Genomic DNA, 12,071 nt, shown 5'->3' with positions numbered 1-12,071 from the left:
TAAAGCCCCCGTACCCCCCGGTCAACGCGCGACGGGCGAAAAATCGCTAGCCCGCACGCCTCCGGGTTAACGGTTTTGCCCGGGCACCCACAACACATCGCCGGCGCCGTTCCCGTTCGCGGCCCTGCTGGCCACGAACAGGAAATCCGACAGCCGGTTCATATAACGAATGGCGGCCTCGCTCACCGGCTCGTCGGGCCGGCCTGCGAGTTCCGCCATGATCCGTTCCGCCCTGCGGCAAATGGTGCGCGCGACGTGCAGATGCGCCGCGGCCGGGGTTCCACCGGGCAGCACGAACGAGGTCAGCGGCGATAGCCGTTCGTTCAGCGTATCGATGTCGCGCTCGAGGCGATCGACCTGGCTGGACACGACCCGCAGCCGCTCCGCCTTTCCCTCGCGCTGCGGCACCGCGAGATCAGCGCCGAGGTCGAACAGGTCGTTCTGGATCCGGCCGAGCATGGCGTCGATCTCAAGCGCGTCGGCGAGATGCAGCCGCACCACGCCGATCGCAGCGTTGGTCTCATCGACGGTTCCATAGGCACAGACGCGCAGATCGTATTTGGGACGGCGCTCGCCATTGCCGAGCGCGGTCGTGCCGTCGTCACCGGTCCGCGTGTAGATGCGATTGAGGACCACCATGCTGTTTTCTCAACGTCTCAGTTTGCTCAGCGTCGCGCTTCTCAGCGCCGCATTTCTCAGCGCCCCATGGCCCAGATGGCCGCCATGGCAATGACGACCGCCACGAACTGCAGGATCACCCGCCAGCGCATCAGCTTCTGCGACAGGTTCGGCGAACCGCCGCGCGTCATGTTGACGAGGCCGAGAAACAGCACCAGGGCGACAGCGCCGACCGCGATCGGAAGGATGAATTTACCGAGAAGTGAGGCCATTTGGGCTAGATAACACCGCCGAAGCAGGAGCGCCATGGCGGATCGGGGCACCCGACGCTGCAACTTCTGGCTTTTGGGCTCGTAATATCAGAATGTACAAGGACGTTGTTTCGCGGAGTGCAGGAACAGGTGAAGGCGCTTCGCTACATCTTCCACGTCGTCATGGACGCGTTCTACACATTCCTCGCCGATGACGGCTGGGCGATCGCCAGCCATATCGCGCTGTCGACCCTGATGGCGCTGTTCCCGTTCCTGATCGTGCTGACCTCGCTTGCCGGCTTTCTCGGCTCCAAGGACCTGGCCGACCAGGCCGCCACCCTGATGCTCGAGACTTGGCCGGCCCAGGTGGCGGACGCGCTGACCGGAGAGATCCACGACGTGCTGACCACGACCCGGACCGATGCGCTGACCATCGGCGCCGTGCTCGCGGTCTACTTCGCCTCCAACGGCGTCGAGGCGCTGCGGGTGGCGCTCAACCGCGCCTATGGCGTGATCGAGCAGCGCCGCTGGTACTGGCTGCGGCTGGAATCGATCGGCTATACCCTGGTGGCCGCGATCACGGCGCTGGCGATGTCGTTCCTGATCGTGCTCGGGCCGCTGATGCTGGCCACCGCCCGGCGCTATCTGCCGCTGGCGGTCGAAGCCAACGAGCGCTTCGTCAACCTGTCGCGCTACGGCATCACCATCAGCGCCCTGATCGTCGCGCTGTTCATCCTGCACGCCTGGCTGCCGGCCGGGCGGCGCAGCTTCATGCAGATCATGCCCGGCATCGTCTTCACCTTCATCGCGTCGCTGGTGTCGGGCATCGTGTTCGGCCAGTATCTGGCGCGCTTCGCCTACAACTACGTGACCATGTATGCAGGTCTCGCATCGGTGATCATCGCGCTGGTGTTCCTGTATTTCATCGCCGCGATCTTCGTCTATGGCGGCGAACTGAACGCATCGATCATCAAGTCGCGGCTGCCGCGCGGTGTGTCGCTGCAAGAAGCGCAGTCGCTAGAGCCCGCGGCGAGACGGGCTTGAGCAGGAACGCGTCCGCACCGGCAGCGCGCGACGCCGCCTCGTCCTCGCCACGCCCGGATACACCGATGATCGGGATGGCCCCTTGAGGGCCCTCCAGACTGCGTACCCGCGCGATGGCCTCCACGCCGTTGATGCCGGGCAGCACCATGTCCATCAGCACCGCATCGTAGCTGCCGGCCGCGATCCGCTCGGGTGCGGCCTCGCCGCGGCCGATGAACTCGGCCTGGTGGCCGAGCTCGTTGAGGATCGTGTTGAGCACCACGCGGCCGAACGGATTGTCCTCGACTCCCAGAATTCGTAGCGGGCGGGTCGGCGCCAGGGTCACACCGTCCTCGCCGTCCCCCGCCGTCGTGTGCGGCGCCGTTGCGACTGTCAGCGTGACCGTCAGCGTGAAGGTCGTGCCGCCGCCAGGGTGCGGCGCCACGGCGACATCGCCGCCCATCGCGCGGGCCAATTGCCGCACCGACGACAGGCCGAGGCCGGCGCCGCCGAAACGCGAGGCGATCGAGACATTGGCCTGGGTGAACGGACGGAACAGCCGCTTGATTTCCTGCAAGGTCAGGCCGATTCCCGAATCCGAGACCTTGAAGGCGATCGCAACCTTGCCCTTGGCGGCGCGCTTCGCCGGCCTGCCGCGGCCGGCCCTGCCAGCCAGCGCAATCTCCAGCGCAACGCCGCCCTGCTCGGTGAACTTCACCGCATTGTCGATCAGGTTTTCGAGCGCGGCGCGCAGCCGCACGGGATCGCCGATCACGAGCCCCGGCAATTCGTCAGAGACCTCGACCTTGGCCTCCAGTCCCTTTGCCGCAGCTCGGCCCGACAGCGAGTCGCCGGCGGCACGCGCCAGGACCCGCAAGTCGAACAGATCCTCGCGCGGCAACGCTCCCGCCGACTCGTCCTTCGCGGCATCGACGAACAGGGTGGCCAGGCTCGACAGGTGCTCCGCCCCCGCCTTGATCGTATCGACCCAGCGCCGCTCGCGCTCGCCGAGCTCGGACGTGGCGAGCAGGTCGCTGATGGCGAGAATGCCAGTCAGGGGCGTGCGCACCTCGTGGGCGAACACCGCCAAGGCCGCTTCTACGACGCCCGCCCCAGGCGCTCCCATACCGCCAGTCCTGGACACCGATGCCTTCGCCGATACGGACTTGCTCGATACGGACTTGGCTGATCCGGACTTGGTTGATCCGGACTTGGTTGATCCAGGCTTGGCTGATCCAGGCTTGGCCGCGTTCCGCCGGCTCCCCGCCATCGCCGTGACCTGAGGAACGTGCTTCTGGAGCGGTCGCGCCTTCGCGCGCTCCTTGGCCGGCGCCGCCTCAGCGGCTGGCGTCTTCGGCTTCCGTGCTTTGGAGGAAGCCTTCGAGGACGCCCTCCCAGAGGGCATCTTTCCACCGGGCGACCTGGACGCGCCTGCGGGCCTGGGCGCAGCCGGCTTGGCCGGTCGGGCCCGACGCCCCGTACTCATCTTCCGAACGCGCTTCATCATGGCCCCTGTGACATGAACTCCGAAAAACGAAGGGGCACTTTTACTGTCATGTCTCGTCGTGCCGCTTTCGATTGAAGCTCCCGATTACCCGCGCCACCGAGCAGCATGGCACGGTCGTTCCCGGGTGTCACGATGCCCCAGAGGTTGTCCCCGCCGGAAACATTCGGAGATATCGCGGCTTGCGGCAGGACACGGCTAGACCACGCCGATCCTGTGTCGGATTTCCGTCGGCGAGACGCCTTCGGCGCGCAATGTGCGCAATCCCGTCGCCTGAGTGGATTTCGACAGCTTTTGGCCCTGGACGTCGCGAATCAGTTGGTGGTGCCGATAGACCGGCGGGGACAGGCCGAGCAGCGCCTGCAGCAGCCGGTGGACGCTGGTGGCGTGGAAAAGATCCTGTCCGCGGACCACCTCCGTCACCCCCTGCAGGGCGTCGTCGATCACGACGGAGAGGTGATAGCTGGTCGGCGTCTCCTTGCGCGCCAGGATGACATCCCCCCAGGCGCCCGGCCTTGCTTCGACCGTACCGGTCTCGCCCGAAGGCCCGGCGCCGTGCTCGTCCCAGGCCAGCCTGCCGGCGCGCGCGACCGCCGCTTCCATGTCGAGCCGCAGGGCATAGGGTGCGCCGCTGGCCATCAGCTCTTGACGCCGCGCTTCAGAGAGCGCCGTTCCGGCTCCCGGATAGAGCGGCGCCCCATCAGGGTCGCGCGGCCAGGCCCCATCCGCGTCCCGCTGCGCGACCAGCCGGGCGATCTCGGCCCGGCTCTCGAAGCTCGGATAGACCAGCCCCATCCCCTGCAGCCGCTCCAGCGCAGCACGGTATTCGGCCAAGTGCTCCGATTGCCGCCGCACCGGCTGCTCCCAGCTGATGCCGAGCCAGGCGAGGTCCTCAAGGATCGCCTGCTCGAACGCGGGGCGGCAGCGGGTCGGGTCGATGTCCTCGATCCGCAGCAGCAAGCGACCGCCGCTCTGCTGCGCGCATCGGAAGTTCAACAGCGCCGAATAAGCGTGGCCGAGATGCAGATAGCCGTTCGGGCTCGGGGCGAATCGGAAAACGGGTGGCATCATGATGGAATCGGGGAAACAGATCGCCGCCCCTGCTCTGCCTGTGCTTCGCGTTCCAGGCGCTCGACGACGGTCCGGTAAAATTGCTCTGCTTGCTGTATCCCCTCGCCCGCGCTGCCGCGACCATCCCCGAAAGCCGATCGGGCCAGCGCGAATTCTGCATCGATGAAATCGGCCACGGCCGGCGGCAGGGCGGCGCTGCCGAGTTCATGTGTCAACGCTTTCCGACGCATGAGATCCACGACTTCCTCTTTCAAGGCAGCCGGCGGGTCGCACTCTGCCATCAAGGTGGGGAAATGCATCGGCGCCACCGCCTCGGTCGAATGCAGGCGCAACCAGCGCAGCGTCGCGGCCGGCCGCAGCGCATAGAAGATCTTCTTCTGTGCGATGCTGGCGCCGTCGCCGAAATACACCCGTCGCTGCCGCTCGCCGAGGTGCAGGTAATGCCGGGCGATGGCATCGCGGTTCGCCACGCTTCTCGCGAAGGCGAGCAAGTCGTCGCGAAACCACGCGATCCCGCGATACACGACCGGCGACCGCAGCCACTCGATGATGACGGCGTTGCCCTTCAGCAGCAGGCGCAGCGCCTTGGCGAGATCCCAGCCATTGGCATCGAAATCATCCGCCAGCGGAAACTCGATGACGTCGCGCACCGGCCATGGCTTGATATGATCGCCCGCGCGCCGCACATAGACGAACCTGCAATCATAGTCGCTGTCGGGCGAGGCAAAGCCCCAGGCGCGGCTGCCGCTCTCGATCGCGAGCGGCAGAAACACGCCGTGCTCGCGAACGACACGATCCAGCAGGGAGTCGACCCCGGCCACCTTGCCGCGGTCCATGTCGGATGGGATGCTACGCAAGCTCATGGAGAGTTCCAGCCTTGACTGATGTTGCCTTAGCCTCAGGCCTCGATGCAGTCCACCGGGTGACCCACCGCGTCGCATTGCGTCCAGCAGCCCCATGACCCTCCATCTCGACAGCCAGGACCTTCTCGAGGACGCGATCCGCGACCTGGTGAAGCAGGACAAGCGGCTGGCGCCGATCCTCGCCGCCACCGGCATGCCGGCGTTGCGGCGGCGGGAGCCGGGCTTTGCCGGCATCGCGCACATCGTCTGCGGCCAGCAATTGTCGACCGCGAGTGCGGCAGCGATCTGGGGCCGGCTGCAGGCGGCGTTCGATCCGTTCGATCACGACGCAATCCGCCGCGCCCGTGCCGACCGGTTGGGTCGGCTTGGGCTTTCCGCCGCCAAGATCAAGACGCTGAAGCACATTGCGCGCGAGCTGGCCGCCGAAACCCTCAATCTCGATGTGCTGGCCAATGAGGACGCCGATGCCGCGCACGCGACGTTGACGGCCCTGCCCGGCATCGGACCGTGGACCGCGGACGTCTATCTGCTGTTCTGCCTCGGTCATGGCGATGCGTGGCCGGCCGGCGACCTCGCCGTGCAGGAGGCCGTCAAGGTCGGGCTCGGCCTTGCGACGCGGCCGACGGCCAAGCAGATGATGCCGCTGGCCGAAACGTGGCGGCCGCTGCGCGGCGCGGCGGCGCATCTGTGGTGGAGCTATTACCGCGTGCTGAAGAAACGCGAGGGCGTCATCACGCCGGCGAACTAACAGCTCCGGCGAACGCCGTTTCAAACAAAGTTGGGGTTGCAAAACGGTCATCGATGTCGGCCAGGATCGCACCACGGCCCACATCATCGAACGGCGGAGGTCTTCATCATGCAATCGTCCGACTTCATCGTCGCGCGCAACGATCTGGCACAATGCAAGACGATCGTCACCGAGCTTCCCGATGGCGACGCGCTTCCTGCCGAGGCGCTGCTGGTGAAGGTCGACCGCTTCGCCTTCACCGCCAACAACATCACCTATGCCCTGCTCGGCGAGCAGTTGAAATATTGGCGGCTGTTTCCTGCGCCCGGCGGCTTCGGCATCATTCCGGTGTGGGGGTTCGGCGACGTGATCGCGTCGCGCCATCCTGCCGTCGCCGAAGGCGAGCGGCTGTTCGGCTACTTCCCGATGGCGACGCATCTCGTCATCGAGGCCGCCGATGTGAGCAAGCGCGGCCTGCGCGATGCGGCCGCGCACCGGCAGGACGTCGCGCCGGTCTACAACGCCTATGCGCGGGTCGGCGGCGATCCGGCCTTCGCCGGACGGCAAGGCGACTATCAGGCGCTGCTGCGCCCGCTGTTCATGCTGTCGTTCCTGGTCGACGACTTTCTCGCCGAACAGGCGCATTTCGGCGCCACGACCGTGATCCTGTCCTCCGCCTCGAGCAAAACCGCGTTCGGGCTCGCCCATCTGTTGCATACGCAGCGCCGAGGCATCGGCGTGATCGGGCTGACCTCGCCATCGAATGCAGCCTTCGTCCGCTCGCTCGGCTGCTACGACGACGTCGTGACCTACGACGCGGTCGACAAGCTCGACGCGAGGTCGCGTGCAGCGTTCGTCGACATGGCCGGCAACGCCGGCCTGCGCGCCGCGCTGCATCGGCACTACGGCGACAACCTCGTCTATTCCGGCCGCGTCGGGCTGACGCATCAGGACGGCATCGACGACGCAGAGGCGCTTCCCGGCGCTAAGCCGGCCTGGTTCTTCGCACCCGACCAGATCAGGAAGCGCGCCAGGGAATGGGGGGCCGGCGGCATCGAAAGGCGGCTCGGCGCGGCGTGGCAGGACTTCGCCCCGCGGCTCGATGGCTGGCTGACGGTCGTGGACGGACACGGTCCCGACGCGGTGCAGCGCGTCTATCTCGATACGCTGCAAGGACGCATTCCGCCGGACCAGGGGCACATGCTGACGATGGCAGAATGAGGCGCTTTCCGCAGGGTGCCGGTCGCGTGTAGCCTTGCGCCAACTCGGATTGTGCGAATTCTCGGAGGCTACTTCATGTCCCCCATCCTCGGCTCTGGCGAGCACAGCTACCGCGTCGTCAAGAACTGGGCCAAGCTGCCAGACGGCTGGGCGCTGACCGACGTCGCCTCGGTGGCCGTCGACAGCAAGGACCGCGTCTACGCCTTCAATCGCGGCGCCCATCCGATGATCGTGTTCGACCGCGACGGCAATTTCATCAGGAGTTTTGGCGAGGGGCTGTTCAGCCGCGCCCACGGCCTGTCGATCGACGCCGACGACAATCTCTATTGCACCGACGATGGTGATCACACCGTGCGCAAATGCACCCCCGAGGGCAAGGTGCTGCTGACCATCGGCCTGCCGGAGCGTCCGACCCCGTTCATGAGCGGCGAGCCGTTCAACCGCTGCACCCACACCGCGCTGTCGCCGTCAGGCGAGATCTACGTCTCCGACGGCTACGGCAATGCGCGGGTCCACAAATACAGGCCCGACGGCCGGCTGATCCGCAGTTGGGGCGAGCCGGGCTCCGATCCCGGCCAGTTCAACATCGTTCACAACATTGCGACCGACGAAGACGGCTTCGTCTATGTCGCCGACCGCGAGAACCACCGCATCCAGATTTTCGACGGCGATGGCCGCTACGAGACGCAGTGGAACAATCTGCACCGGCCATGTGCGCTGTGTGCCTGCGGCGCTCGGCGCAAGACCTTCATCATCGGCGAGCTCGGTCCGGGCATGCCCGTCAACCTCAACGTTCCCAATCTCGGCCCTCGCCTCACCATCGCGGATGCGGGCGGCAAGCGACTGGCGCGGCTGGGCGGCGAGCACGGCCCGGGCCTGGAAACCGGGCGTTTCCTGGCGCCGCACGGCCTCGCGATCGACAGCCGCGGCGACATCTATGTCGGCGAGGTCGGCGTCACCAATTGGAGCACGAGCTTCCCTGACCGGCCGATGCCCGACGAGGTCATGATCCGCCTCTGCCTGCAGAAGCTGGAGCGGGTTTCGGCCTGACCGCGGCCCGCCGGCTGGCCAGGGCGGCGACCGCGGATCTGCAACTGATTTGCAGTGCAGCGGCGGGCCGTCCGGCCGCCGTTTCGACGCCTTTCGGGTGCGCCCTCGAACGACGGGAGAAGCCGTGTCAAGCCATTCTTGGGGCTTCACAATCCCGTCACGCTGCATGTAGTATGTGGGAGCATGCTGCTTCGCAGCCGTTATGGAGGCCAGGAGCGTTACTTGAACGCACATGTCTCGCAAGGCGGTTGGCCGGTGTTGGTGCTGAACGCGGACTTCCGGCCGCTGAGTTACTACCCGCTGTCTCTCTGGTCGTGGCAAGACGCGATCAAGGCGGTGTTCCTCGATCGCGTCAACATCGTCGAGTATTACGACCGCGCGATTCGAAGTCCGTCGTTCGAAATCCAGCTGCCCAGCGTGGTTTCGCTGAAATCCTTCGTGAAGCCGTCGACGCATCCGGCTTTCACCCGCTTCAACGTGTTCCTGCGCGACCGCTTTGCCTGCCAGTACTGCCATTCCGGCGACGACCTGACCTTCGATCACGTCATCCCGCGCAGCAAGGGTGGCCAGACCACCTGGGAGAACGTCGTCGCCGCCTGCTCGCCCTGCAATCTGCGCAAGGGCAATCTGACGCCGCAGCAGGCCAAGATGTTTCCCAAGCAGGCGCCCTACGCGCCGACCGTCCACCAGCTCCACCGCAACGGCCGGCTGTTCCCGCCGAACTACCTGCACGACAGCTGGCTCGACTATCTCTATTGGGACACCGAGCTCGATCCGTAGCGGATCGGCTCGGTCGGGGATTTTCGCGCGCCGTTGTGATCTCGGACCGGCGCCGTACGTCCGCTTGACCGCCCCGATCCGCTCGCCGATGGCTCGGTCGCCTGGCGGTATATTGGACTGGATTAACCCCACCTTAGGCCCCTGTTCAGCATGCTCGCGCGTTGCCGCGTGGGCCGCCATGGCTGCCCGCTTTCGTCACCGTTCGAGCAGGGCCATCCGTTTCGCGCATGCAGACCGCACCCACCGAGTGCAAAGCAGCGGCGCTCGCGAAGGCCCAGGCCGCGAGCTCGCTGCAGAACATCTTTCTGACGCTGTTCTCGAACGTGGCGATTGCGGTCTCGCTGGCGCTGCTGCTCTACGTCAGGGAAGGCGGGACGCTGATCTTCTGGTGGCTGGCAGCCGCCATCTCGTTCGCCTCGCTGCGCGCCGGATGGGTCTCCCACCTGAAGTCCTCGGGACGGATCGAGCGCGATCCGCAGCGGGTGCTGCGCCTTCTCACGATCATGGCCTTCGCAAGCGGAGTGCTGTGGTCCGTCGTGCCGCTCGGACTGCCGGCATTCTCGCAGGCCCACAACGTCAACGACGTCGTCTTCATCATGGCCGGCACCACCACCGGCGCCATCATCCAGAGTCTCGCTTATTCGCCGATGGCGATCGCCTTTGGCGCGCCGCTGATGGGCTCGACCGTGTTGCGGATGCTGATGTCCGGCAGCGACGTCGACTACATCGTCGCAGCCGACGTCGCCTTCCTGACCTTGATGCTGTTCCGCGCATCGCGGCTCGGCGAGCGCAATTTCATCGCGAGCCAGAATACCGCCATCGAAGCGACGGTGCTGGCGGAGTCCGTGGCCGAGGCCAACCACGCCCTGGAGCGGCTGGTCCGCACGGACTCGCTGACCGGGCTCGCCAACCGCGGCCACTTCCGCACCGTGGCCGCCGCGGCGTGCCGTTCCGGGCGTGGGGTCGCATTCCTCCTGATCGACGTCGACAACTTCAAGACCATCAACGATGCCCGGGGCCACGATGCCGGCGACCGCGTCATTCAGGCCATCGCCGCGCTGCTGCGGTCTGCCTGCCACGCGGACGATCTGCCGGTTCGCCTGGGAGGTGACGAGTTCGTCGTCGTGATGCAAGGCGACGATGTCACCAGCCGGTCCGTCGCCTTTGCCGAATGGCTGATGGCCACCCTCACGCAGCCGCTGGTGATCGCGGGCCAGATGTTGCCCGTCAGTTGCTCGATCGGCATCGCCGCGGACGCGGGCGGCAATATCGACATCGAGGAGCTCTCCGCGCGGGCCGATGTCGCGCTCTATCGCGCCAAGGATGACGGCCGCGCCTGCATGCGGGTGTTCGATGCCGAGATGCAGTCCGCACTCACGCTGCAGCGCCGACTCGATGCGGAGCTGCCGGCGGCACTGGCGCGCCGCGAGCTGCACGTCGAATTCCAGCCCCAGGTCGCGATGGCGACCCAGGACGTCATCGGCTTCGAGGCGCTGCTGCGCTGGAAGCATCCGAGCGCCGGCTTGATCCCGCCGCCGGACATCGTCTCCGCGGCGATCCGGCTGCGCCTGTCCGGCCAGCTCACCGAGTTCGTCGGCGAGCGCGTCTGCGCCTTCCTGCGCGCGCTCGACCGCAAGAAAGCGCCGACGGTCGGGGTGTCGATCAACGTCTCGCCGCGCGAGTTTCCGATCCACTCGCCGGCACAGACCCTCAAGACCGTCTCGGAACGTTACGGCGTCGACCCCAAGCGGATCGAGATCGAGGTCACCGAGGAGGCGATGTTCGATCCCAAGCGCTGCGCCGACGAATTGAAGCTGATCGACCAATACGGCTTTGGCCTGGCGATCGACGATTTCGGCGTCGGCCACTCCTCCATCGCGAACCTGATGGCGGTCGAGATCGACACGATCAAGATCGACCGCTCCTTCATCCACGGCATCGCCAGGAATCGCAGGGATCAGCAGCTCGTCGCCGCCATCACCGCCGTGGCGCTGCCGCTCGGCCACCGCCTCATCGCCGAGGGCGTCGAGAACGAAGAGGATGCGGAGTGCCTTCGCATGCTCGGCTGCTCCTACGGGCAGGGCTGGCTCTATGGCCGGCCGATGAGGGAGGACGACGCGATCGCCTGGCTCGCGCAGCGTCGCCACGCTGTGGCAACAGCGGCCGAGCCTCTGCCGCGCAGCGCGTAGCTGCAGCGCCTGCGAATGCGGATCGGGAGATGGGCGTGAATTCCGAAAAAGCGGAACACGAATATTTTTAGCGAAGCGGCTGGACAAAGTAAGCTCGATGAGGTCGCCTCATCCGACCGATTGGCCGACGGGCATGAAGCGCGACCGCGACCGCGCAGTACCGATCGAGCCTGCCGCGCGCGACTTCGAGTCCGCCGACAAGAGACGCGGCCTGGAACGGTCTCGCCTCCTGCATGATCAGGGACAGCCGCCGGGGCTGACTTCGCGCCGCTCTACACGACATCCAGCGCCGAGACGATCGCCCGCTTCGTGGCGCTGTGGATGTTCGCTGCTGTCCGGCGCCGGCTGACCGCCGACCGGCGCCGGGCCCCCCATCACGGCTTGGCGATGTGCCAGGCTCCGTTGAGGAAGCCGTCGCCGTTCACGTCGCCTGGCTTCTGATCCTTGACGAAGGTGTAGAGCGGCCGGCCCTTGTAGGCCCACTGCTTGGAGCCGTCGTCGCGCGTGACGATCGTGTAGCCGTCAGCCGGCTTGTCACTGCTTTCGGCTTTCAGAACCGGCCAGTTACCGACGCACGGGCCGTTGCAGGCGGATTTCCCGTCGCTATCCTTGTCGAACGTATAGAGCGTCATGCCTTTGTCGTCGGTCAGTGCCGGCCCCTTGGAGGTGGCGCCGGTCTGGGTCGGTGCGGCGAGCGCGATGCCTATCGTCAGCGTCGACATCGTAGCAGCGGCGAGCAGCGTGCGAATGCTGGTCTTGAACATGTCATCTCCT

The 12,071-nt window shown here is 66.4% G+C and carries 12 protein-coding genes; 6 read left to right on the top strand and 6 right to left on the bottom strand.

Annotated elements, in window-relative coordinates; genetic code table 11:
- Positions 1-66: 66 nt before the first annotated feature.
- Both S58_RS05550 and S58_RS05545 read right to left on the bottom strand, forming a co-directional pair.
- Positions 67-639: a cob(I)yrinic acid a,c-diamide adenosyltransferase gene (locus S58_RS05550; RefSeq protein ID WP_015664264.1), complete on the bottom strand. Its 573-nt coding sequence runs from the start codon at positions 637-639 to the stop codon at positions 67-69.
- A 56-nt stretch (positions 640-695) separates the two neighbouring features.
- On the bottom strand, positions 696-890 hold the full coding sequence (locus S58_RS05545; RefSeq protein ID WP_015664263.1) for a twin transmembrane helix small protein: 195 nt from the start codon (positions 888-890) through the stop codon (positions 696-698).
- Between the two features lie 129 nt (positions 891-1,019).
- Between S58_RS05545 and S58_RS05540 the strand changes: the two genes are divergently transcribed.
- Positions 1,020-1,913 carry a YihY/virulence factor BrkB family protein gene (locus tag S58_RS05540; protein WP_042340573.1) on the top strand — a complete coding sequence of 298 codons (894 nt, stop codon included), beginning with the start codon at positions 1,020-1,022 and terminating at the stop codon, positions 1,911-1,913.
- On the opposite strand, the gene S58_RS05535 is transcribed toward S58_RS05540, so the two are convergent.
- The 3 genes from S58_RS05535 to S58_RS05520 form a co-directional block, all read right to left on the bottom strand.
- Positions 1,840-2,982: an ATP-binding protein gene (locus tag S58_RS05535; RefSeq protein WP_015664261.1), complete on the bottom strand. Its 1,143-nt coding sequence runs from the start codon at positions 2,980-2,982 to the stop codon at positions 1,840-1,842. The genes S58_RS05540 and S58_RS05535 overlap by 74 nt on opposite strands.
- 612 nt (positions 2,983-3,594) lie before the next feature.
- Positions 3,595-4,464 carry a tRNA glutamyl-Q(34) synthetase GluQRS gene (gene gluQRS / locus S58_RS05525; RefSeq protein ID WP_042340572.1) on the bottom strand — a complete coding sequence of 290 codons (870 nt, stop codon included), beginning with the start codon at positions 4,462-4,464 and terminating at the stop codon, positions 3,595-3,597.
- Positions 4,464-5,330, bottom strand: a complete 867-nt coding sequence (locus tag S58_RS05520; protein WP_015664258.1) for a nucleotidyltransferase domain-containing protein — start codon at positions 5,328-5,330, stop codon at positions 4,464-4,466. Before S58_RS05520 ends, gluQRS begins: the two co-directional genes overlap by 1 nt.
- Before the next feature lie 94 nt (positions 5,331-5,424).
- Here S58_RS05520 and S58_RS05515 point away from each other — a divergent pair, with 94 nt between their 5' ends.
- From S58_RS05515 to S58_RS05495, 5 genes are all read left to right on the top strand, one after another.
- A complete protein-coding gene (locus S58_RS05515; RefSeq protein ID WP_015664257.1) occupies positions 5,425-6,078 on the top strand; it encodes a DNA-3-methyladenine glycosylase family protein in 654 nt (217 codons plus the stop codon).
- Between the two features lie 108 nt (positions 6,079-6,186).
- Positions 6,187-7,278, top strand: a complete 1,092-nt coding sequence (locus S58_RS05510; protein WP_015664256.1) for a DUF2855 family protein — start codon at positions 6,187-6,189, stop codon at positions 7,276-7,278.
- A 75-nt stretch (positions 7,279-7,353) separates the two neighbouring features.
- Positions 7,354-8,328 carry a peptidyl-alpha-hydroxyglycine alpha-amidating lyase family protein gene (locus S58_RS05505; protein ID WP_015664255.1) on the top strand — a complete coding sequence of 325 codons (975 nt, stop codon included), beginning with the start codon at positions 7,354-7,356 and terminating at the stop codon, positions 8,326-8,328.
- Between the two features lie 222 nt (positions 8,329-8,550).
- Positions 8,551-9,108 (top strand): HNH endonuclease, encoded by a 558-nt coding sequence (locus tag S58_RS05500; protein ID WP_042340571.1) that lies wholly within the window; start codon positions 8,551-8,553, stop codon positions 9,106-9,108.
- 227 nt (positions 9,109-9,335) lie between these two features.
- A complete protein-coding gene (locus S58_RS05495; protein ID WP_015664253.1) occupies positions 9,336-11,297 on the top strand; it encodes a putative bifunctional diguanylate cyclase/phosphodiesterase in 1,962 nt (653 codons plus the stop codon).
- Positions 11,298-11,671: 374 nt separating this feature from the next.
- On the opposite strand, the gene S58_RS05490 is transcribed toward S58_RS05495, so the two are convergent.
- Positions 11,672-12,061 (bottom strand): COG4315 family predicted lipoprotein, encoded by a 390-nt coding sequence (locus S58_RS05490; RefSeq protein ID WP_015664252.1) that lies wholly within the window; start codon positions 12,059-12,061, stop codon positions 11,672-11,674.
- Positions 12,062-12,071: the final 10 nt, after the last annotated feature.

The organism is Bradyrhizobium oligotrophicum S58 (genome assembly GCF_000344805.1).
Classification (GTDB): domain Bacteria; phylum Pseudomonadota; class Alphaproteobacteria; order Rhizobiales; family Xanthobacteraceae; genus Bradyrhizobium; species Bradyrhizobium oligotrophicum.
Note: the sequence above shows the minus strand (reverse complement) of the source record. Positions and strands in the feature narration are given on the sequence as shown.

Bases quoted from the DNA above. Each gene is read 5' to 3' on its own strand.
- S58_RS05550 (WP_015664264.1), bottom strand. From the start codon at position 639: ATGGTGGTCCTCAATCGCATCTACACGCGGACCGGTGACGACGGCACG.
- S58_RS05545 (WP_015664263.1), bottom strand. From the start codon at position 890: ATGGCCTCACTTCTCGGTAAATTCATCCTTCCGATCGCGGTCGGCGCT.
- gluQRS (WP_042340572.1), bottom strand. From the start codon at position 4,464: ATGCCACCCGTTTTCCGATTCGCCCCGAGCCCGAACGGCTATCTGCAT.
- S58_RS05520 (WP_015664258.1), bottom strand. From the start codon at position 5,330: ATGAGCTTGCGTAGCATCCCATCCGACATGGACCGCGGCAAGGTGGCC.
- S58_RS05515 (WP_015664257.1), top strand. From the start codon at position 5,425: ATGACCCTCCATCTCGACAGCCAGGACCTTCTCGAGGACGCGATCCGC.
- S58_RS05510 (WP_015664256.1), top strand. From the start codon at position 6,187: ATGCAATCGTCCGACTTCATCGTCGCGCGCAACGATCTGGCACAATGC.
- S58_RS05505 (WP_015664255.1), top strand. From the start codon at position 7,354: ATGTCCCCCATCCTCGGCTCTGGCGAGCACAGCTACCGCGTCGTCAAG.
- S58_RS05495 (WP_015664253.1), top strand. From the start codon at position 9,336: ATGCAGACCGCACCCACCGAGTGCAAAGCAGCGGCGCTCGCGAAGGCC.
- S58_RS05490 (WP_015664252.1), bottom strand. From the start codon at position 12,061: ATGTTCAAGACCAGCATTCGCACGCTGCTCGCCGCTGCTACGATGTCG.